The sequence below is a fragment of the Chloroflexota bacterium genome (genome assembly GCA_035652535.1).
Classification (GTDB): Bacteria; Chloroflexota; UBA6077; order UBA6077; family SHYK01; genus DASRDP01.
Genome location: DASRDP010000058.1, coordinates 67605 through 89863, shown reverse-complemented (window position 1 = coordinate 89863; position 22259 = coordinate 67605). Strand labels below are relative to the sequence as shown.

At 68.1% G+C, this 22259-nt stretch carries 12 protein-coding genes; 7 read left to right on the top strand and 5 right to left on the bottom strand.

Annotated features, from left to right (window positions below; genetic code table 11):
• Nucleotides 1-78: 78 nt before the first annotated feature.
• The 5 genes from VFC51_06430 to VFC51_06410 all read right to left on the bottom strand — a co-directional run bounded on the left by VFC51_06430 (nucleotide 79) and on the right by VFC51_06410 (nucleotide 14847).
• Entirely contained in the window at nucleotides 79-1809 is a 1731-nt protein-coding gene (locus tag VFC51_06430) for a hypothetical protein (GenBank protein HZT06650.1), read from the bottom strand.
• Nucleotides 1784-4036 (bottom strand): DUF2298 domain-containing protein, encoded by a 2253-nt coding sequence (locus VFC51_06425; GenBank protein HZT06649.1) that lies wholly within the window; start codon nucleotides 4034-4036, stop codon nucleotides 1784-1786. The genes VFC51_06430 and VFC51_06425 overlap by 26 nt, the downstream gene beginning before the upstream one ends.
• A complete protein-coding gene (locus tag VFC51_06420; GenBank protein ID HZT06648.1) occupies nucleotides 4033-8841 on the bottom strand; it encodes a DUF2298 domain-containing protein in 4809 nt (1602 codons plus the stop codon). The genes VFC51_06425 and VFC51_06420 overlap by 4 nt, the downstream gene beginning before the upstream one ends.
• Before the next feature lie 167 nt (nucleotides 8842-9008).
• Complete coding sequence (locus VFC51_06415) at nucleotides 9009-10760, bottom strand: hypothetical protein (protein HZT06647.1); 1752 nt, start codon at nucleotides 10758-10760, stop codon at nucleotides 9009-9011.
• 85 nt (nucleotides 10761-10845) lie between these two features.
• On the bottom strand, nucleotides 10846-14847 hold the full coding sequence (locus VFC51_06410; GenBank protein ID HZT06646.1) for a PA14 domain-containing protein: 4002 nt from the start codon (nucleotides 14845-14847) through the stop codon (nucleotides 10846-10848).
• 152 nt (nucleotides 14848-14999) lie between these two features.
• Here VFC51_06410 and VFC51_06405 point away from each other — a divergent pair, with 152 nt between their 5' ends.
• From VFC51_06405 to trpD, 7 genes are all read left to right on the top strand, one after another.
• Nucleotides 15000-15494, top strand: coding sequence for a MarR family transcriptional regulator (locus VFC51_06405; GenBank protein ID HZT06645.1), 495 nt, complete (start codon nucleotides 15000-15002; stop codon nucleotides 15492-15494).
• Between the two features lie 68 nt (nucleotides 15495-15562).
• Complete coding sequence (locus VFC51_06400) at nucleotides 15563-16834, top strand: MFS transporter (GenBank protein ID HZT06644.1); 1272 nt, start codon at nucleotides 15563-15565, stop codon at nucleotides 16832-16834.
• The gene (gene thpR / locus VFC51_06395; protein HZT06643.1) at nucleotides 16831-17472 is read left to right on the top strand and encodes an RNA 2',3'-cyclic phosphodiesterase; all 642 of its coding nucleotides are present in this window, start codon (nucleotides 16831-16833) and stop codon (nucleotides 17470-17472) included. Before VFC51_06400 ends, thpR begins: the two co-directional genes overlap by 4 nt.
• Before the next feature lie 420 nt (nucleotides 17473-17892).
• Nucleotides 17893-18906 carry a tryptophan--tRNA ligase gene (gene trpS, locus VFC51_06390; GenBank protein HZT06642.1) on the top strand — a complete coding sequence of 338 codons (1014 nt, stop codon included), beginning with the start codon at nucleotides 17893-17895 and terminating at the stop codon, nucleotides 18904-18906.
• Nucleotides 18903-20525, top strand: a complete 1623-nt coding sequence (gene trpE, locus VFC51_06385) for an anthranilate synthase component I (GenBank protein ID HZT06641.1) — start codon at nucleotides 18903-18905, stop codon at nucleotides 20523-20525. The genes trpS and trpE overlap by 4 nt, the downstream gene beginning before the upstream one ends.
• Entirely contained in the window at nucleotides 20518-21195 is a 678-nt protein-coding gene (locus VFC51_06380) for an aminodeoxychorismate/anthranilate synthase component II (protein ID HZT06640.1), read from the top strand. Before trpE ends, VFC51_06380 begins: the two co-directional genes overlap by 8 nt.
• Before the next feature lie 25 nt (nucleotides 21196-21220).
• A complete protein-coding gene (gene trpD, locus VFC51_06375; GenBank protein HZT06639.1) occupies nucleotides 21221-22252 on the top strand; it encodes an anthranilate phosphoribosyltransferase in 1032 nt (343 codons plus the stop codon).
• Nucleotides 22253-22259: the final 7 nt, after the last annotated feature.

Sequence of the window (22259 nt, the reverse complement as noted above, 5' to 3'; positions counted from 1 at the left end):
GTCTCCTCTCCGCCCCATAAGCGCGGTCGCACCAGGAGGGGCGCTCTGTTGTATCAGAGCGCCCCTCGAACGCCCGGCTTATTGAGAGATGATTATATCGCTCGCTTTTCCGCTCACGAGTCCTCTGCGAGCGACCACCCACTGCGCGATGGCAAGCGGCTTGAGATCGCTCCGAACGAGGCTCGACGTCGTCTTCCACGGTGTCCGACGCTGATTCTGCGGGCTCCCAGCGATCATCGGCGGCGCAATACTCACCGTGATGGGCGGCGCCCCGCTCGCCGGGACGCTGTCCACCCGCAGGATGTCTCGCCCATACCACTGAACGGCCATTGGGGTGTCGTTGTCGACGGCGAGCGCGCGCCCGTCGGCCCGTGCTGTGATTGTGATGTCGCGAAAGACCTCACGAAGCGTAGGCTCGGTCTGCTCGCGCAGCAACGGCTCGGTACCTGGTGGGCTTCCGCCGAAGCTCACGCGCATGACCGTACCGACGGTTGCTCCGCCGATGAGGAGGGTCCCCAGTACGAGGCCGGCCGCGCTCCGCTGGCGTGGTTCGAGGCCGCGCCACCACATGGCGGTCACGGCGACCAGCACGGCAAGGACCCCGGCGACGCCCGGCGGGGCGGGGACCTTACCCGCGCCGACGGACTGCGAGATGCCGAGGAGAACGGCCCCGATGAGGAGGAAAGCCGCCAGGGCCGCGCCCCAGGCTGCCCCGTCGGGCCGCACGCCCAGGCGTTCGCTGATGATTCGATCGACCGCGATGCCCGACAGGACGGCGAGGGGACCCACGGGCAGGAGCGCCAGGTCGAAGGTGGCTTGCCCGGTTACCGCCGCGAGCGCCGCCAGGAGGAGCGCCCACTGTCCGACGAACAGGGCGACGCGATTCGGGCTGCGGGCCTCTTGGGCGAATCCGATGGCGGCAAGCGCCAACAGAGGCCAGGCGTCCGCGAGGAGCGCCGCCAGGTTACGGGTGGGGAACGGGGCGGGACGAAACAGTGCGAATCCATTCCCCCAGAGAGGCCCGACGGCGAAGCCAATGCCGGCGAGATCGGTGAGGGCGCCGGTTCCCAAGAGGAGAAAGGCGCCAGCGCCCAGCAGCGCCGGTCCAGTCATCTCCTTGAGGCGGCCAGTGGACCGGATATCGGTGATCGTCCTTGGCCAGGTGCCTGGCAAGACGCCCCACGTCGCAGCGGCAGCGACACCCGCGGTCGCGAGCCCGACGACCACGCCCGGGGCGGCGGCGAGCCCCAGCCCGACCCCGAGGGCGAGGGCCCAGGGAGCCCACCGGGGTCGGTCTGTCGCGATCCGAACGGCGCTCCCGACGATCAGCATGGTGATCGCCGCCGTGATGGCGGCGGGATCCACGGTTCGCGAGAGCTGAATGGCGATGGGCGAGGTGGCGATCAGCACGCCGGCCGCCGCCATCGCGCGGCGTCCGAGAACGTCGGAGAGGAGCGCGGGCGTCAGGGAAAGCGCCACCCCGGCCAGCGCCGGCGCCATTCGAGCGACGACATCGCTCGCGCCGAAGATCCACACGAGCGCGGTCATGAGATGACTCAGGGCCGGAGCATTGAAGTCGACGAGGGTCCCGGGCTCCATTCCCTGGGAGGCGCGCCAAGCGGCGAAGGCCAAGGCCGCCTCGGGGTCCGAGAGGGGCAGTCGGTCGATGAGGACGAGCCGCACGAAGGCCGCGACAGCGGCGATGGCGAGCCATGGGATCAGAGCCGGGTCGAGCCGAATCGGCCACGTCGATTCGGCACCGTCGATTCCGACGATCGATTCGCTATTGCCCGCGGTCGGAAACCTCATAGATCGTTGTGCTCCCTAGACGCTGGGCCACCGGGAGCGAGCTCCCCAGGTCGGCGCCAGCGGATTGTCCGTAGATCTCGCGCTCCATGCTTCCCACGACGACGTACCGAATGCCCAGCCGCTCCAGCTCGGGGCGCCAGCTCCTGGCGTTCGGGTCCGTATAGACCCGGCGGGCCAGATCCTTGCGCGCGTCCACCTCCGGCGACGTGCCGCGCCACTGCAGCTCGTGACCGGTCCAGCCGACGAGGGTTGGAAGCCCGGCAAAGGTGGAGAAGCGGCCCGCATCCGAGTAGTCGTTTCCGACCGCCTCCACGACCCCTACTGTCGGTCGCAGGCGCCGCAGCCAGTCGATGGCGGCGGCGTCGTCGGTGCGCCCGTTTCGAATGTGGACCATCCCGTCCAGCGTCGCGGCACCCGCAAAAGCCCCGGACTTGGTCCAGGTCGCCGCCACCGGGTAGATGGCGCTGACGCCGATCAGCGCGGCGGAGCCCGCGATCGCGGTCGCCGCCACCGGGCGCGCCCAGAGGGCGGCGTTGGCAGCGCGGGATCGCGCGACGAGGCCAAGCTCCCAAAGGATCAGCGGGGCCGCCAGCGCCAGGAGGATCCAGGCGTCGTAATAGAACTTGAACACCGTGTTCATGCGCGTGCCGAAGACGTCCCGGAGGTACACCACCTCCGGTATCAGGATGCTCCCGAGTCCGGCGAGGGTGAGGAGGGCCGTCGCGACCCTCGAAGCTGACCCGCCGCCGGTCGCGCGCTGCCAGGAAATCGACGACCAGAAGATCAGCGACGCGACGAGAAATCCCAGCGTAGGCTGGCGCGCGACCAGGAGGGCGGCTCCCGCGGCTGTCCCGACCAGAAGCGCCCATCGGCCGAGGGCGCCGCGCTCCTCGGGTTCGTGATTCATCAGCAGCCCGACGATCCCACCGGCGAATGCCAGGACGATGAGCGGACCGAAGAGCACGAAGAGCGACCCGAACATCGTGCGCTCGTCGACCAGCGCGACGCCGAGGGGTTGGGCGACGTATCCGACTCGGTAGGGCGCATAGCAGACCACCGCGAGAAGGACCACAAAGAGCAGGTCCCAGCCGCGCGCCCGCATCGTGAGAGATTCGTCTGTCCTCCGCAACGCCGAGGCGGCCAGCGCCAGTGCGAAGACGCCCCAAAAGATGGGAACGTCCCACGTGTTCGAGGGGATGACTGCGCCCAGAACGATGGCGGCAACGGCGAGCCGGATCGCATCGCCGCGCAACGGACGAGCGACGAGCAGCTCGTGCGCAGCGAGGGCGAGGATCAGGATGCCGAGCGGAATGGCCACGTAGTGGGGGTGGAGGTCCCCGAGCAGGAAGCTGAAGTACGGAAATTCCGTGATCCCATCGGGCTGAATGTTGGGAATTACTCGAGCGGCGCGGAACCACCAGCCTCCATCGGGCGGAAAGCCGCCGACGTTCGCCGTGAGTCCCTTGATGCCGAGCGCGGACCAGAACGCGGCGCTCCCCAGCCCGTGGTCGGCGATCAGCTCGAAGAACGCCTCGAGGTTGCCCATGATCGTCAGCGCGAAGGCGGCGAGGGCCCCGAGGGCGAGCGTCGTGCGGCGGGCGCCGCCCGCGAGCTTCACGAGACCCGCGACGAGGCCGAACGCGCCGCACGCGGCCAGAGCAAGAACGGTCGCGAGGGCGAGGTTGTACGAGACGGCCGGGTCGATCGGGAGCACCTTCGGCAGCAGCGACTGCGTCAGGTACCCGAAGTAGTAGTAGGGCATGCCGTAGCCGATCAGCCAGAGATCGGGGGCGGGAAGCGACGCCGTCTTGATCAAGGAGTGGAGGAAGGTGAAGTCCATCTCCTTCTCCTGGCCGGCGATCGGCGCGTTATAGGCGCGAATCCCGACCGCGATGAGAAACACCACCACGAAGGTGACTTCGGCGCCGATCGCCAGCGGCCGAATCTCGGTCCACGCGGCCCGGAGCTGGCGCCCCCAGGCGAGCCACGCGATGGCGGCGAGCAGGGCCGTGAAGGCGACCAGCGTGGCGCCGGTGAAAGCGGTGATGCCGAGAATTCCCGTTACCCAGGCCGCGTACCCGAGCAGGATCAGTCCGAGGATCTTGGCGCTGGCGTAGCCTCCATCGGGCAGGGCGAAGAGCACGCGAAGCGTGAGGGGAAGGACCGCGAGGCTGAGCGCCTCGATCGCGATGAGCCACAGCACGACGTCGAGCAAGATTGTCGTCAAGAGCTCCGCACCACGTGGTAGATGGTCACGACCCCCTGCTCGTACACCTTTTCGAATCCTGGACCGACCATGCGTTCAAACTTCTGGATCCCCGTCGCTGGATAGTAGGCGCGCTCGAGCCCCCCGACGTAGACGTACGCCACCTGATAGCGGTCGAGGAGCTGGCGAACCTCCTCGGGCGAGGTCGAGGTGAAGATCTTGTCGGTGTCCTTCAGGCGCCCCTCGATCATGTACGCGAAGTCGCCCCGCTGCTGCGTCTGGTGCCAGTCCCAGCCGATGACGGTGGGAAGGCCCGTGTACACGGACACGCGGGAGCGCCAGTGATAGAGGGGCGCGATGCCCTCGACGATCACCGGCGAGCCCTGAATGTGGTCCAACATCCAGTTGATCGCGGCGTAATCGTCCGGAAGCACCATGTCACCCTTATCGTCGCCATAGTGCGCCAAACGCATGTACGCCATCCCGTCGATGGTCGGGCTCAGGTCCACGAACCGCGCGCTGACCTTCACGGGCGTTCCCAGGAGTGTGTAAAGAAACGGGATGGCCAGGATCAGCGCAAGCGCGCCGGCAACGACCCGCCGTCTTCCGTGGCGGAGCCAATTGGATCCCCAGGCTCGACGCGTGAGGAGCGCCAGCATCGCTCCTGCGACGATAGCAAAGAAGAGCCACGCCTGCAGGTAGAACTTGAACACCGTGTTCATCCGTCCGAGGTCGCCCTTGAGCACGAAGACCTCGACGCCCGACGTGATGGCGAACCCGGTCGCGGCGAGGAGAAACGCGAACGCGGTCGCGGCGGGAAGCGGCCTCAAGAGCGCGACCACGGCCATCGCCGCAACGAAGAGGAGCGATATGCCGATGACCGGGAGCCCTGCCATGGCCAGCAGGGCTGCCAAGAAGACGGCGACCGCCCCAAGGATCGCCGCCGATCGCTCCCGCTGAAGTGGGACGGCTTGGCCCTGCACGGAGGAGCGCCGAAGCGCCGTCTCCGCCGACGCGATCGAGTGCGCGGTGGTCGGGGCGCTGATCTCCCCCAAGGCGCCGAGAACGCCGAGACCGATGCGACCGCGCAGTCCCCAGAGCTGAAAGCCGAGGTACACGGCGAAGACCGCCAGGAAGCTCCCCAGTATCGTCACGTAATGGAGCGCGATGGTGTGGGCATGATTGATCTCGACGCCCGTGTAGAACAGCTCGTTGCTCTGGAGGTAGGGGAAGATCAGCAGCTGGCTGGCCACCACAACCGCGCCGGCGAGGACAACGCTGCGGATGATGGCGCCCCACCAGTCCACCGGCCGTCGAAGCGCCTCGGAGAGAAGGAGCACCGCGCCCGTGAGCCCCAGGTACGTGGGAAAGTCCCACGAGTTGGCCATCCGAGCGATCCCAACGCTGAGGGCGGCTCCGAACAACGTGAGGGCGCCGGGGGTACGCAACGCGACGGCGCCGTCGCGACACCTTTCGGTCCACGCCGTTCCCACCACGGACGGGATCCACGCCGGCTGCCGGACGAGATTGATGACAAGGGCGACGGCGAGAAGCCCCACGGGCATGGCGATCATGTGGGCGTGGAGGTCTCCATACAGAAACGTAAAGTACGGAAATTCGGTGATCGGGATGGTTGGCTCGGTCGAGATCACGCGCGTTGGGGCCCAGAAGTCGAAGTTGAGGGGCGGAAGACCATTTCCAAAGGAGGTGGCCCAGATCCACAGGCCGCGAGCCAGGCTCAACGTGCCCGTCACGCCGGGGATAAACGTCTGTACTGGCGTCGGGTCGAGCTTGGTGAACCAGGTGAAGATCTGCCCGATCGGATGCAGGTTGCCACCGACGATGCCCAGCAGCACGCCGGCCACGCCACCGCCGATCGCCCAGAGCTGCCGACGGCGCGGGGCGTCCGGGCGTGCGATGAGGAGGTTGTAGATGGCGGAGGCGATGGACACGGCGACGAGCGCGGCGATGGTTGGGATCGCCAGGTTATAGGCGACCCACGGTACGATGCCGGTCAGCTTGATGAGCGACGCGACGATGACGTAGCCGAAATAGTAGTAGTTCAGGTAGCCACCCGCGAACCACGGATCGTACGGCGGAAACCACGTCGTCTTGATGGTCGCGTTGAGGTAGGCGAAGTCCATGGGCTTTTCGCCGCCGTAGGCCGAGTGCCACAGGTCCGGATTCACGGAGCGCAGCAGGGTAAATCCGAGGAACGTGACGAGGAAGATGGTCTCGGTCGCCACGATGACGGTTCCCCGCGCCGCGTAGTCCGCGAGGAACGCCCTTCGGTGACGCATCAATACGATTCCCGATGCGATGGCAAGCGACGCCATCCCGATCCAGATGGAGAGGGTCGTATAGGGAACGATGTGCAGGCTCCCCAGAAGCCAGGGCACGTAGGCGATGTGGAGGATGCCGATGGTCTTGGCCAGCGGGTAGCCGGCGTCGCCGAGGCGACGGAAGACCAGCCAGCCCAGTGGAAGCGCCAGGACGGATAGCGCCTCGACCGTGGCGTACCAGATGGGGATCGGCAGCGAGTTGGCCGGCGAGCCGCGGTCGAAGATGGCGCTCCAGGTTCCGCCCGCGCGGTCGGCGGCCGCCGTGGCCGCATCGAGGAGGAGCCCGTGCGAGGAGGCGCGGATCGGCTTCAAGCCGCGTAGCGCCTGCTCGACGGGCACCGCGTCGAGGACCGCGTGGACCTGATCGCTGGTGTAGCGATCACCCTTCCGGAAGATCGTGACCTTCGGGTGGTCGTAGACGGTGAAGCTTTCCTCCGCCGCGTCGTCGTTGAACTCGAAGCCGAGGATTGTCGGGCGTGACGTGAACTCCGCGACGCGGTCGAACCCCAGCTCGCCGTCGAACAGCGCCTGGTAGTAGCGCGTGCCCATCGGATAACGACGGGGGTTGCGGGGGATCGATCCGTAGAGGCGGTTGCTCGACTCGACGATGTAGTCGCTCTGATCGAGTCGCGAGATCAGCGTCGCCCGGCTCTCCGGCGTTTCGTCGGCGTAGAGGGGCAGCTCGACAGCCTTGAACGTGTCCTGGTGGCCGGTCATGCCCAGCGGCAGACGATCGTCCCAGTGCTCGCTGGCGACGCTGGCGCCGGCGGGAACGTTGGCATAGATCCATTCAGAGGCCGCCACGCGGGTCACGGGCCTGGTGTAGATCGCCATGAACGCGATGGCATAGAGCGCGGTCCAGCCCACGACGACCACGCCGCATGGCCGCCCGCCGATCCGCAGCGCTTGCAACGCGGCGCCGCGCACGTCGGGTCCGGGTACTGCCCGAACGGCGCGTGGTCTCGAGCGCCGAGCGTGCTGCCAGATCGTGACGACGAGGAGGGCGGCGAAGATCGTGAGCTGCGGGTAGATCGGGAGCATGTACCGCATGAGCTTGGTGAACTGCATGCCCCAATATGCGAAGTTGGCCAGGACCCAGAGCAAGCCCAGCGAGTGGATCAAATAGCGGCGGGGATCCCGGACGAATTGGACTCCCGCGAGGATCACCCCGCCCCACGCGGCGACGGCGAAGGGCGGTCCCATTCCCCACAGGAACATCTGGGCGAGCTGCCAGAGGTACGGCGTCGTCCCGGCCCAAACCTCGTTGAAGGGAACGTCGGCGTCCCCAACACCGATGTGCTGGAAGTTGTTGAAGACTTCGACGTACCTCGGGTTGAGCGTGATGTTGAAGATTCCTGGACCATTGAACGTGTACGGCTGGGTCAGGCGGAACGCGAGGAACGCGAGCGCGCCCGCGGAGAAGAGGCCGGTGGCGATGTCCTCGGCAAGCCGGTGCCGGCGCTCGGGGTGCGCCCCGAGCCGCGCCGTGCGATACCAGAGCAGGACGGCCGCGCCGCCCGCGACGACCGCAAGCATCAGCGCGGTCGGCTTCGTCGCCGCGGCCAACCCCATCATGACCCCGAAGAGGCTCCAGTCCCGAAGGGCGTTGGAAGCGGACGCGCGCACGGCGTAGTAGAAGGCGAGCGTGACGAAGAGGGTGAGGGGCGCCTCAACGGTGAAGAAGTGGGCCGTCTGGATTTGAAGCACGGTGAATGTGGCGAGCGCGGCTGCCAGGACGCCGACGGCCGCGCCGTACAGCCGACGCCCGATGAGGTAGATGACGAAGATCGTCGCCACGTCCGCGACGGCGGACCATGCCCGTCCCAGGAGATAGATGTTGTCATAGCTCGTCAGCTCACGAAGATGCTGGAGAAGTCCGGACGCGTCCCCTTGCGGGATCACGACGCGGACGAGGTCGCTCACGATCTCCCCGCTCACCCGCACCACGAACAGCGGCCACGTCCCGTACACGTACGATCCGCCCTGCGGTCGGTTTGGGTTTAGGGGCGACGTCGCGGTATCGAAGTAGTGGTCGAGGCTGGGGAGCTTGAGCCCGGCCGCGACGCCGGTGACGAATCGCTCGTCTGGATGCAGGTGATGTCCCTGGTCCCAGTCCAGGCCGTAGAGCCGAAGCGCGGCGGCGATGATGAGGAGCCCCACGACGATTCGCGTCGATCGGGCGAGCCGCAGCCGTGGTGCCCGCATGCTCGCCAGGGCGCGCCGGACGCGCCATCGCTCCCGGTGGCCGTCCGGTTCCCGTCCGCCTTCCACGTCAGCCGAGCTGCCGTTCAGTCCGCGCTCCGCGTCGTCGAAAGCGTCGCGTGGGCGCGGCGAGTCGCCGTCGATCGACGTCGCATGCGGAGCTGCCGGGGAACCTTCGATGGCGGATGAGGGCGGATCCTGCGGTCCGAGGCGAGTCACCGGGGGCGACGATGGGGGATCGCCCTGCTGCCGCGCGTAGACGTGGGGGTCTTCGCTGCTCATGCGGTTTTCATGGTACCTGATTGAGTCTCTTGAGCCCATGCGTTGGCCGCGGTCGAGCCCTCCCCCGGGCTACTTCGGCCGAAGCCGCATCGGCCAGCGAAGCGCGGGGCCCGAGCGCGCGTGGAGCCCCGCCGTGGGGACATCTGGTCAATCCCCATCGTGCATCGCTACCGAAGCTCGTACCGCACGACGGTGTACGTGCCGTCGGAGCCGATGCGCGCTGACTTCTGGTCCAGCATCGAGAGAAGCGGCTCGAGATCACGCGCATATCGTTCGGGATCGACCACCACAACGCTCGACGGTCGGGGCAGATCGCGGATCTGGGACAGCGACCGTAGCGGCGCGCCAGCAGGGTTCGGGCAGGCCCACGTGTAGTCGCTCGGCCGGTAGAGGAACGAGACATCGCGTCCCTGCATCCACGTGAACACCGGCTCGCCCGGGGGCGTCTGGGCCATCTCGACGCAGGCTCCAAACGTCGGGTCGCCGTACGCCTGCAGCACCTGCGTGTCGGCGGCCCACGCGTTCATGCTTGAGACGTTGGCCGCCACACACGCAGCCCAGAGAGCCGCGAGCACCGCGCCGCCGACGGGGATCCGCCCGAGCCTAACCCGCACGCGATCCAGGCGCTGCGCGAGCGCCTGGACCACCGCCGCGATGAGCACGAAGATGGCCGGCAGGGCCGCGGTGAATCGCGGGACGTAGTAGTTGGACGGCACGACGCCGCCCACTAGGAGGATGACGCCGAGCCACGCCGATGCGAAGGCGAGAATGGGGCGGCGAATGTTGATCGCCGCGTAGGGGATCGCGAGGGCGAGTAGCGCGCCGGTCACGTGGTCGACGTACGGGAATGCCGGGAGATTGAGGCGGATCTCCTGGGGAGCCCCGCCGATAAAGTAGCCCCGGGCGAGCGACTCGAGCCGCGTGACCGAGTTCCGAGAGATCAGGCCGCCGCCCGCCCGCGACGCTTCGTGCCGCTGAACGTCCTGGAGGAGGAACCCACCGCCGTGAAGCTCGAAGGTGAGAAGCGGTGTCGCAACGATGATGGCGCTGAAGCCGAAGGCGACGAGTGGAAACACCCAGGCCCGAGCTGTCCGAAGGGCATCCGCCATGCTGAGCCGGCGCGTCGCGAGTCGAGCCGCGTGCCACGCGGCCGCGAGTAAGGCAGCTGCGAGGAGCATGACGGGGAGCGACCGGTACGACGGGTACTCGTACAGCAGCATCCCGCACAGCGCTCCGCCCCAGCAGAGCCAAACAGCGTTCCGCCGGCGTAGCCCGCGGGCGAGGAAGTACAGCGCGAAGGGCAGCACCGCCACGCCGAAGAAGATCTCGTCGGCGATTCGGGATGCGACGACGAGCCACTGCGTCACAGCCCAGACGCCGGCGATGAAGGCGGCGACCCGCCACGCAACGAGCTCCCGGAAAAACAGGTAGGTCGGGACGACCGATGCGATGCCAAGCCAGGTGAACGGCGCGCGCAGCGCGCCGATCGTGAGTCCCCCGGTCACGAACCCGAGAGTGGCCCAGTAGTTGGTGAAGGCGTATTCCAGGGGACGATCCCCGTGGATCAGCATTCCGTAGGCGATCCCGCCCGTCTGGGCCTCTTCGTATCCGACATCGTCGCCGGGCGGGACCCAGCTCACGAACCGGGTGCGCATGTACCACGCGAGGACCAGCAGCGCGATCATCAGGCCGATTTCGAGCCAGAGCCGCCGGGATGGGATCCGCGGCAACGCCGTTCGACCCCGCGTCGACGCCACGTCCATGAGGCTGGCCAGCGTGACGGCCCCGAGCGCCGCGAAAAGCCGGAAGGAGCCCTCATCGTAGCGTGAGGGGTCGGTGTAGTGGATCTCGGCGCCAGCGTACCAGAGGGCGGCCCCCGTCGCGAGCAACCCGAGGCTGACAACGCGAGTCGCCCTCATCCGGGGGCCCGGCCCAGGGTCTCCAGCAATGGACCTCGCCGCCAAATGCCCCAAGCCCGGATTCCGGGCGCTGCCCACAGCTCCGTCACGGCGCTCGGTAGGTCGTGGCCGTTCCTGCGTCGGTGTCCGTCACGACGATCCCCTGCGCGCTCACGGCGATGCCGACGGGCTTCTTGAACCCGGTGTCGACTCCCCACTGCTGCGGCTCCCGACCGTTCGGCGCCATCCGCAGCAGCGTTCGCGCTTCGGGCGCCGTGGCCACCCAGCCCCCGCGCGGCAGCACGGCAACGTGCGGACCGACGACGGTATAGGCCTCGGGCATGGGCCAGCTCGAGACTCGACCGCCATCCGACCGAACGATGGTGATCTGCTTCGCGCCGGTCTCCGCGACCAACAAGCTCCCATCCGGCAGAAAGGCCACGTCGGTTGGCTCTCGAAGGCCTCCGATCACCTGGGCACCGGAGCCCGTCGATGGAATGATGACGATCCGATTGTTGCCGGTGTCCGCCACCGCGACGCGACCGTCGAGCGCGACCGCGATGCCACGCGGCCCGTAGAAGCCCTGATCCGGCGCGAAGCGGTCGCCGAGTTTCCCGGTGTCCATGTCGATCCGCCAGATGGCCCCGGCACCGGCGTCGAGCGCCAGGACCGTTCGGTCGCGCAGGACCGCGACCGCCGACGGCTCCTTCAACTGACCCTGCGCCAGGGCGCGCGGCGCCCCGCCGTCGGGCGGGATCTCGATGATGGCACGGCGCCCGGCGTCGGCGATGTACGTCGTACCGTCCGGGGTGACGGTCACGCCCCGCGGCTGAGAGAGGGCAGTGGACCCTGCCAGAACCGTGCCGCTCGTGGGCGCCTGGGGGGCTTCCCCGCGCGCGATCGGCTGCGATGACAGGAGGGCGGCGGCCTGCGCGACATCCGCGTCAGATGGCTGCGCCTCGGCGATGACCGCCGGCGGCCACGGGCGGAGGGCCTGGCTTGGCACGGTCTCCGGAGCGCCGCCCGGCCGCGTCCAGGACATCTGGATGTGGGTGAATCCCGTCGCGTCCAGCCAGCCAACGCGGATGTCGTGCCAGCCCGCGCTCAACTGGATCGTCCCCTCGACCATGGCGTTGGGTGCGGTATTCGTCAGGACCTGCTGGCCGTCGATCCAGAGGGTGCTGGAGTCAATGCTGTTGGTACCGAACCGGTACGTCCCATCCTGCGGCGCGAGGATCGATCCGGTCCACTCGACGTTGTACGGGCGGGGCAGCGGGATCGCGTTCACGCGAATATCGACCGAGGGATCGATCTCCTCAATCGCTGGCTGGCTCGTGGGCTCGCGGCCGTTGTACAGCTTGGCCAGGAGCCCGGTCACCCGGACTGGCGGCGCGTGCAGCACGTCGATGGGGACGTCCCCGAGCTCCTGCTGCGGAGGCGCCCAGAGGAGGCGGAGTGGCGCCAAACCGGCGTCGGAGAGGTCGACCCGGAGCGCGTGGGGCCCCTTCGCCAGCGCAATTGCCGCCTCCTGGCCGCCCCTGACGACGCGAGCGCCGTCGATCGTCACGGTCGCATCGCCCGGGCCCTCCAATCGGAAGCGATAACTCCCGAACGTCGTCGCGCTCAGGGTGGTTTCGAAGGACGCCGGAAACGGCGCCGGCATCGGCGTCGAGGCTGGCCAGGGAAAATCGAGGCGCGCTTCACGCCGGTCCATCCTCCGGTCGCCGACCCCATAGTGCGCGAGAACCCCCTCCGTCGCCTGGATGTCCTCGGGCCCGAGCTGAAATTCGTACATCCCGATGTGGTCGCCGCTGGGGGTCGTGACGGTGTCTTCCTGGGCTGTCGGGTAGAGCTGAGCGATTCGGTCGGCGAGAGACGGTTCACGGTCAGAAAGAAAGATGGCCGCGGCTCCCGCCCCCGTGACCGGCAGATCGGTCCGCTCGAAGGGGACGAGGTCGCGCTTTGGGTTCAGCAGGAACTGGACGCTGGGATCGCCGGCGAAGAAGGGGTCGACGAGCACTTTCCAGTCGGTCGGCACCCGATTGATCCGGCGAGCCGCCTCGGCCTGCGGCGTGAGAAACTCGCCCCAGGTGCGGTTGTCTCGCTGCTGCACGGTGAAGTAGCGGCTGATCTCCGTCGCGCTGGTGCCGCTGACCAGCGCGATGGCAAGGATGCCGGAAACGACCCCGGCGAGGCGCAGGCGCAAGCCCCCGCCCACGCGCGCGCCCGGGATCGCGCCGACGGGCACCGTGCGCAGGGCGCCGCCGAGAAGGGCCTGCAGCGTCCCCCACAGGGCGCCCATGCCGATTCCCGCGAATAGGGCGACGCCGGTTACCTCGTCGATCGTTCGAAGCCCCTGCGGCGCCTCCCACGTCACGGAGAATACGCCTCCTGCCAGCATGAGCACGAACCACGCCAGCGGAAGCACATAGGTCCATCGAGCGATCTGCGACAGCGCGAGGATCAGCCCCAGGACGGCCATGGCACCGATCACGGGGCTCAACATCGGCCGCCCGGTCCAGTTGTGGCGCCCGTTGGGGTCGCCGCGAACGTCGAACATCAGGAGGTGCGCCCGCACGTTGTTGACGAGAGGCTGCCAGCTATTCGCCTGGCGGATCTCCGTCATGACGGTGACCTGGCCCATGCGCTGGTTGAACTCGTCCGGATGCTGCACGCCGTACTCGAGAATCGGGCTCGCCCCGAGGACGATGCCGACGAGGAAGAGCGCGATGCCTCGCCAGTAATCGCGGAAGAACGCCAGGCGCATGAAGAGGATCCGGTGCGCTGCGACCACCGCGAGGACCGCAATCGCGACGCGCGTCGTGTAGTAGAAATTGAAGCCGACGCCGAGGGAGAGTCCCGCAGCGGCGAACGCGAACGTGTTCCTCCGCTTCAACCCGGCGACGAAGAGCGCGGCGGCAAAGGTGTCGAGAAACACCGAGCTCATCGCGTTGAATGCGATCCGGCTGAAATTGAGCTGCCAGACCAGCCCGACGCTCAGCCCCGCGGCCGCGATGGCGACGCGTCGATCGAAGAGGCCCCGGGCCAGGAGATAGACGGCCCCCACCGCGAGCGTCCCGCTGATGGCGGCGGGCAAGCGAATGGCCATGGGGTCGTGGGGCCAGAGGGCAAGGAAGGGAATGGTCAGGAACCAGTATGCGGCGGCCTCCGGCGCGATTCCGGGCAGCCAGATCGGCCGATATGTGGGGTCCTGCATCACACGCATGGCGATCGAGATGGCATGGAACGATTCGTCGAACCACACACCGCGCGGCACGTCGCTCAGCGACCACGTCCGCGCGACGAAGGCGGACAGCAGGGCGATTCCGATAGCGATCGAGTCCGAGCGTTGCCAGCTTCCGACCAGTCCCTCGACGGTCGCTCGAGTCAGGAGCCAGACGCCCACAAGGAAGAGCACGCACGCCGCGACGTACAGGACCCACGCGATTCCGCCGTGGCGCTCGGTCCAGAAGAGCCCGATCGAGGCAGCCGCGCCGACCGCCGCCGCGACGAGGAGTTGCACGCCCGTGACCGCCGAACGCCGCGGGCCGGGGGCAAAGATCGCGGGGGCGCGTCGCGCGAGCCACATGCCGACGCGGTTGGCGCCGGGCGGCCCTGCGCCTCCGCTGCTTGGCAGGGACTGGGGCCAGCGTGCTCCGATCCATAGCGCCAGCGCCGCGGCCGTCGAGGTAGCGAGCAGCGCCCAGAACGGCCGAAGATTGTCCTGATTCAGCCAGAGCTGGTGCTGGAAGAGGATCGCGGCGGTGGAGAGCCCGGCGGCGGCGATCCAGGAGACGGCGAGCCGCCGAGAGAGCGGATACGGCGGGGCGACCGCGCCCTCCGCGACGGCCTCCGGCTCGCGGGACGGCGGGGCCGTCGCCCATCCGGGAGCTTCCTCGTCGGCGGTCACGGGCGGAGCCGCGATCGGGGGCGTGGGCCGCAGGGGGGGTGGGTGCGCCTCCGTCTCCTCGGGCCCCGCGATTCGCGCGGCCATTGAAGCGAACAGCCCTGTTGGGGGCCGAAGGGCGGCGAAGCCGAGAAGGCGGACACGCCGGACGAGGAGGACGCAGGCGGCGGTGAGGAGCGTGAAGACCAGCAGATCGATCATGAGAATGGGCTAACGACGGAGCGGCGCATAGGCACGGTACGTCGTGTGAATTCCTCCGCGGGCGGCGGAATCATACCACAGCCAAATCCGCGCCCCTTGCGGGACGCGCGGCGCCCGGATAGGATGTTGCAGCAAATGGTTCCGGACCTGAAATGTTAGAGCCGAACCTGACAAGCGACGTCGCCCGGGTCCTGGATTGTCTACCGTCCCTTCGGCGGGCGGTGGGCACCGACGTGCCCGTCAACGCGGAGGGCGACACGATCTCGTCGACGCAATTCTATGCCGTTCGCGCGCTCGAGCACCGAGACCGAACGGCCGGCGAGTTGGCACGAGCGATCTCGGTGCGACTCCCGACCCTCACCCAGATCGTTGACGTGCTGGTCGAGCGCGGGTGGATCGAGCGTAGGGATGACCCGACTGACCGCCGAAAGGTGTGGCTGGCACTCACCGAAAGCGGACGCGCGGCCGCCCGCTTCGCCGGCGTGGCCGCCGAAGATCGGCTGCGCGACCTGATGGACCACATGACGGCGCCCGAGCGACGGGCGCTCGTTCGCGGGCTCGAGGCGCTGCGCGGGGCAATTCAGCTTCAGCGGCGGCAGGCGCCCGGGCGAAGCGAGTCGACGAGGCCTAACGGCCGAGGTCACTAGTGGCGGCCGACGAGGTCAGCGTCGGCGCCGATACCTCGAAGGACGGGCGTCGCCCTCGCATGAGGGGGATGCGCGCTCTCGCCTCGTCCCATCGACCAACGCTGACGTCCATTCTGCGCCTCCGCACGTTCGAAGCCTTGCAGTTCCGGGATTTCCGCTTGCTATGGCTGGGGCAGGCCGCCGCCAGCTCTGGCCAGTGGATGGACCAGGTCACGAGAGGCTGGCTCATGTACGAGCTGACGAATTCGCCGCTCCAGTTGGGTCTCGTCAGCGCCAGCCGCGCCATCCCCCTCATCCTGTTCAGCGTCGTCGCGGGGGCCGTGGCCGACCGTCACGGCCGAAAGGCGCAGCTCGTCATCGCCCAGATCACGAACGCCGTCCTGAACTTCGTCCTGGCGGCTCTCGTGGTCACCCACCACGTCCGCCCGTGGCACGTGTATGCGACTGCGCTGCTGGCGGGCGTGGTGATGTCCTTCCAGCAGCCCGCGCGCCAGGCGATGATCTCCGACCTCGTCGACGAGGCGCACCTGGCCAACGCGGTCGGGCTGAACTCGATGGTCTTCAACGCGAGCCGGAGCGTGGCGCCAGCCCTGGCGGGCGTACTCATCGCGGCCTTCGACGTGGGCGGGTCCTACATCTTGCAGGGCGTCATCTTTGTTGTGGCCACTGTCTGGACGGTCCAGATGAACGTGCCCGATCCGCGCGAGCAGACCGGCCACGCGAGGGGCAGGGGTGACGGCTCGATTCTCGGCAGCACCATCGAGGGGGGACGATACATTTGGGCGAACCGCGCCGTCCGGAGCGTGATCCTCATCGTGCTGGTCCCGTCGTTTTTGGGCCAGCCCTACACCAGCTTGATGCCGGTCTTCGCTCGGGACATCCTGCACGTCGGGGCGACCGGGCAGGGCTTGCTCTTGACGTTTGTCGGGCTGGGAGCCCTGGTGGGCGCCTTCGCGGTAGCGACGGTTGGCAATACCGGCCGCCAGGGCCTACTGATGCTCCTTGGTGCAGCCATCTTCGGCCTCGCGCTGGTCGGCTTCTCGGCGTCGCCGTGGTTCGTGGTCTCCCTCGGGCTGATGGCGCTGAGCGGGCTCTGCAACGTCACCTATGGCACCCAGGCGAACACCCTGTTGCAGGTCCACACGCCGTCGGCGATTCGCGGGCGCGTCATGGGCGTGTATTTTCTCAGCCGCGGTCTGGTTCCCCTGGGGAGCCTGGTGGCGGGGGCGATGGCGTCGGCGCTGGGCGCCCCCCACACCGTCGCCCTGATGGGCGGCGCCTGCGCGCTGCTCGCCCTCTGGATGCTCGTGTCCGCTCCCGACCTGCGTCGCATGCGATGACCGACGACCGCCTGCGGCTCTTCATCGCCATCGAGCTGCCGACAGCATGGCGCGAAGCGCTGGTCCGGGAGGAACAGGCGCTCGAGGCGGCGGTCCCCGGGTTCGCTCGCTGGGTCAAGCCGGAGCTCATGCACCTGACGCTCCTGTTCCTCGGGGCACAGCCGCAGGCGGTCCTGGATCGCGTACATCGGAGCATGGAGGCGGTTTGCACGGGACGGCCGGCTTTTAGCCTGGAGCCTGGCGAGCTCGGCTCCTTCGGCTCCCCTCGCTCACTCCGGGTGATCTGGGCAGGCGTCCGAGATCTCCCCCCGGGATCGCTGGGGCTACTCCAGCGCGGCCTCGTGGACGCCTTGGCCGAGGCCGGGGTGAGGTGGGAGCCGTCCGACTTCCACCCGCACCTGACCCTCGGTCGGGCCAATCGGCGGGAGCCCGCCGCCCGCTCGGAGGCGATGCACCGCGCACTGAAAGGTCGTGCCACGGCATCCTCCGCGCTGGCCGCCCTCCAGCCGTTCCGCTGCGAGAGCATCGACCTCATCCGGAGCGATCTGCGACGCGAGGGTCCGAGCTATACGTGCATCCACCGATCTCAGCTCGGCGCCCGGTCCCAGCTCGGCACGCAGGATGAACCAGCGAGTTGACGAACGCCAACAGGCTCGCGGATAATTTGCGAAACTCAAGAGCAACGACTGAGAAGAGAACGAGTACGCGGCGCTGGCCGCCCAGCGAGCCGGGTTGGTGGGAGCCGGCCGAAGCGGCGCCGTCCTGGCGACCAGGACCCCGGTAGACACCGGTGCGCGGAATGGATCTCGGAGTCGCAGCCCGAAGTCGATGGCGGCCCGACGCCGCGGCGATGCGTAGGCGCTGACGGAACCGCAACCGTTACCTGTGCGGTGGCATGCAGGGCTGGCGGCGTTGGAGCCGCATCCAGTCCCCTGCCGGTGAGGGTCGCGCACGGCGCGGCTGAATAAGGGTGGCACCACGAGGGTTCCCTCGTCCCTGAATCGGGACGAGGGCTTTTTGTTTTCGGCACGGCGCTGATTTATTTGGGAGATCGAGCGATGGCGACGGGGCGATTGTTGACGGGCGATCGACCGACAGGCCCGTTGCATCTGGGTCATTACGTCGGCACGCTGGAGAACCGGGTGCGGCTCCAGGACCAGTTCGAGTGTTTCTTCATCATCGCCGACCTGCACGTTCTCACGACCGCCTACGACGATCCATCGCCCATTCGGCGCAATATTCGCGAGCTGGTGCTGGACTACCTCAGCGTCGGAATTGATCCGACGCGAAGCACCATCTATCTCCAGTCGCTGGTCCCCGAAGTCGCGGAGATCGCCCTCCTCTTCGGCATGTTGGTCTCGGTGCCTCGCCTCCAACGGATGCCCACCCTGAAAGACATGGTTCGCGACCTGAAGCTGGAGACCGCGTCGCTTGGCTTGCTCTCCTATCCGGTCCTGCAATCGGCCGACATCCTGATGGTGCGGGGAGAGATCGTTCCGGTGGGCAAGGACCAGGTCTCTCACGTGGAGCTGACCCGCGAGATCGCCCGTCGGTTCAACTCCCTGTACGGCAACGTTTTCCCCGAGCCGCAGGCCCTGGTGGGTCGCGTGGGCACGCTGCCGGGCACCGACGGGCGAGGGAAGATGAGTAAGTCCCTCAACAACGCCATCTACCTGTCAGACGACGAGGAGACGGTGACTCGTCGCGTGATGGGGATGTACACGGACCCGACCCGCATCCATGCGACGGACCCGGGCCACGTGCGCGGGAATCCCGTCTTCGCCTACCACGACGCGTTCAATCCCGACCGCGCGGAGGTCGCCAGCCTGAAGCGGCGCTACCGCGCGGGGACGGTCGGGGATGTGGAGGTGAAGCGACGGCTCGCCCACGCCTTGAACGAGTTCCTGGAGCCCATCAGGGCCCGTCGGCGCGAGTTCGCGAGCGATCCGGACCTCGTGGACCACATTATCGTGACCGGTAGCGAGCGCGCCCGCGCCGAGGCGGCGGCGACTGTGCGCGCCATGAAGCGTGCGATGCACCTCGACTACTTCGCGATGGCGGCGGCGCGATGACCTCCCGCCCTTCGACCGAATTTGCGTCTCTCGCGACGATCCACACGCCGTCCCTCGACGCCGCGCTGTCTCTTCGTCATCGCGGCTCCCTGCTCCCCGTCTATCGGGAATGCATCGCCGATACGGAGACGCCGGTATCGGCGTACGTCAAGCTGCGAGGACGCTCACCCAGTTTCCTGCTCGAGAGCGTTGAGGGCGGCGAGCGGCAGGGGCGCTACTCGATCATCGCGACACACCCGCGCGAATCCTTGCGATTCCTCGACGGCGAGGTCGAGATCGTCGGAGACGGCCAGACAAGGCGCGAGCCGTGCCCTGACCCGCTTGCCATCGTGGACGAGCGTCTCAAGGAGCGCGTGGCGGTCGCCGTCGACGGGCTGCCGCGCTTTCATGGCGGCGCGCTCGGCTACCTCGGATTCGATCTGATTCGCGCCTACGAGGAGGTCGGGCCATCCCGTCCCGCGCCATACGATCTGCCCCTGGGACAGCTCGCCATCTGCGACACGCTCGTCGTCTTCGATCACGTAAAGCACACGATCAAGGTCGTGTCCCACGTTCCCCTGCAGGGCGACGTTCGGGCCGAATACGCGGCCGCTGTCGAACGGATCGACGCCGTGGTGGCGCGGCTGAGAACGGCGGAGCCACTCGCGAGCGGCGACGCGGTGCTCGCGGACGTGCCATCCCGACCCCTGCGCGCCCCCGTCGCGGACAGCAACATGCCACGGAGCGCGTTCGAAGAACACGTTTCCACCGCGAAGGACTACATCGCGGCGGGCGACATCTTTCAGGTGGTCCTGGCGCAGCGCTTCGCGGTCAGGACGCGGGCGTCGGCGTTGGCCATCTACCGCGCGCTCAGAATGGTCAATCCTTCACCCTACATGTACCTCCTCGATTTCGGGGATTATCAGCTCGTGGGATCGTCGCCGGAGCTCCTCGTTCTCGTCGACGGCGACCAGGTATCGACCCACCCGATCGCCGGATCGCGGCCGCGCGGCGCGACCCGGGAAGAAGACGACGCCCTCGAGCGCGAGCTGCTGGCCAATGAAAAGGAGCGCGCCGAACACGTTATGCTGGTCGATCTCGGTCGGAATGACATCGGACGCGTGTGCGTGCCCGGTACGGTGCACGTGGACAATCTGATGTCCGTGGAGCGGTACTCGCACGTGATGCACATCGTGTCGAACGTAGTCGGGCGGCTACGCAAAGACCTCCGACCGATCGACGCCTTACGCGCGTGCTTTCCCGCCGGGACACTGTCCGGCGCGCCGAAGATCCGCGCGATGCAGATCATTTCCGAGTTGGAGCCCGAGGGGCGCGGGGCGTATGGAGGGGCTATCGGGTTCTTCGGGTACAACGGCAACCTGGAAACGGCCATTACGATTCGGACCGCCATCGTCCGCGACGGCGTGGCCCACGTCCAGGCGGGAGCGGGCATCGTCGCGGACTCCGATCCCGCGGCCGAATACGACGAGTGCGTCTCCAAGGCCCAGGCGCTCTTGACCAGCGTACAGCTCGCCGAGGGCCTCACCGCGCGGCCCGAGGGCGGCCGGGCGGAGCCGCTCGCGCCCGCCGCCGAGATGGGGGGCATCGCCTCCGGCGTGCGGGAGATGACCCATGGCTGAACGCGTCGTCGGGCCCGGGCCCGCTTCCTCCCAGAGCACCGAGATCCGCGTGTTTCTCGTCGATAACTACGACTCGTTTACCTACAACCTCTTCCAGTACCTGAGCGAGCTGGGCTCAGCGGTCACGGTGCGGCGAAACGACCGGTTCTCCCTGGACGAGCTGGCCGAGGCACGCCCACAGGCCATCGTGGTCTCGCCCGGACCCGGTCGCCCCTCCGAGGCGGGCTTAACCCCACGCGTCATCGACCGTTTCGCCCCGACCACGCCGATCCTCGGGGTCTGTCTGGGACACCAGGCCATCGGCGAGGTCTTTGGAGGACGGATCGTGCGCGCCCCCGCGCTCTTCCATGGAAAAGTCTCGGCGATCCAGCACGACGGACGGTCGGTGTATCGCGGGCTCCCAAATCCGTTCATCGCAACCCGCTATCATTCGCTGGTCATCGAGCCCGGGACGGTCCCCGCGTGCCTGGAAGTCACCGCCCGCACCGCTGACGGGGTCATCATGGGGGTCCGGCACCGGCAGCTTCCGGTCGAGGGCGTCCAGTTCCATCCGGAATCGGCGCTCACGCCGGAGGGAAAGCAGCTCTTGGCCAATTTTCTGGACATTGCACGGACATTCGGCACGGACGGGATCGAGGAACCGGTGGCGTCGACGGCGTCGCGAGGCTAGGGACAGGGTCGAGGAGGCGAGCGGAATGGGAATTCGCGAAGCGCTGGCAAAGGTCGTCGAGCGAGTCGATCTCAGCGAGCAGGAGGCCTCGGAGGCCATGGCCGACATCGTCGGCGGCTCCGCGACCCCTGCCCAGATCGGCGCCTTCGCCGTGGCCCTGCGCATGAAGGGCGAGACGATCGAAGAGATGACGGGTCTCGGGCGCGTCATGCGCGACGCGGCCCTCCAGGTGGTGACCGACGGGCCGGTGCTCGACACCGCCGGTACGGGTGGTGACGGGAAGGGAACCATCAACATCTCGACCATCGCGGCCATCGTCGCCGCCGCGGCGGGCGTGCACATCGCCAAGCACCACAATCGAGCGATCAGCAGCCGCGCGGGCAGCGCTGATCTCCTCGAGGCGCTCGGGGTCGTCTGCGATCTTCCGCCGGAGCAGGCGGCCCAATGCCTGCGCGAGACCGGCGTCTGCTTCCTCTTCGCGCCCGCTTACCATCCGGCCATGGCCACGGCCGCGGGACCGCGGCGGGAGATCGGGGTCCGGACCGTCTTCAACGTCCTCGGGCCCCTGACGAATCCGGCGCGGGCCCAGCACCAGCTTCTCGGCGTGCCGGTGGCCGAGCTGGCGCCGAAGATGGCCGAAGTGCTGCGCCGGCTTGGAAGCGTGCACTCCCTCGTCGTGCGCGGGGACGACGGGATGGACGAGATCTCCCTCTCCGGGCCAACGGCCGTGTTCGAGGTGGAGCACGGAGCCGTCCGGCACTGGACCCTCAACCCCGCCGACTATGGGTACGCCCGCGCGCCTCGGCACGCGATCCTGGGCGGGGACGCGAAGGAGAACGCCGTCATCGCGCGCACGATCCTGGCGGGTAAGCCGAGCGCATACCGCAACGTCATCGAGCTGAACGCCGCCGCAGCCATGCTGGCCGCGGATCGCGTGAAATCCATCGAAGAAGGACTCGACGTCGCGCGAGGCGTCATCGATGACGGCTCGGCACAGCGGAAGCTGGAGCACGTGGCCGAGGTATCGCAGCGCCTAAAGCCAGCGCCGGCGAGCTGAGGAACCG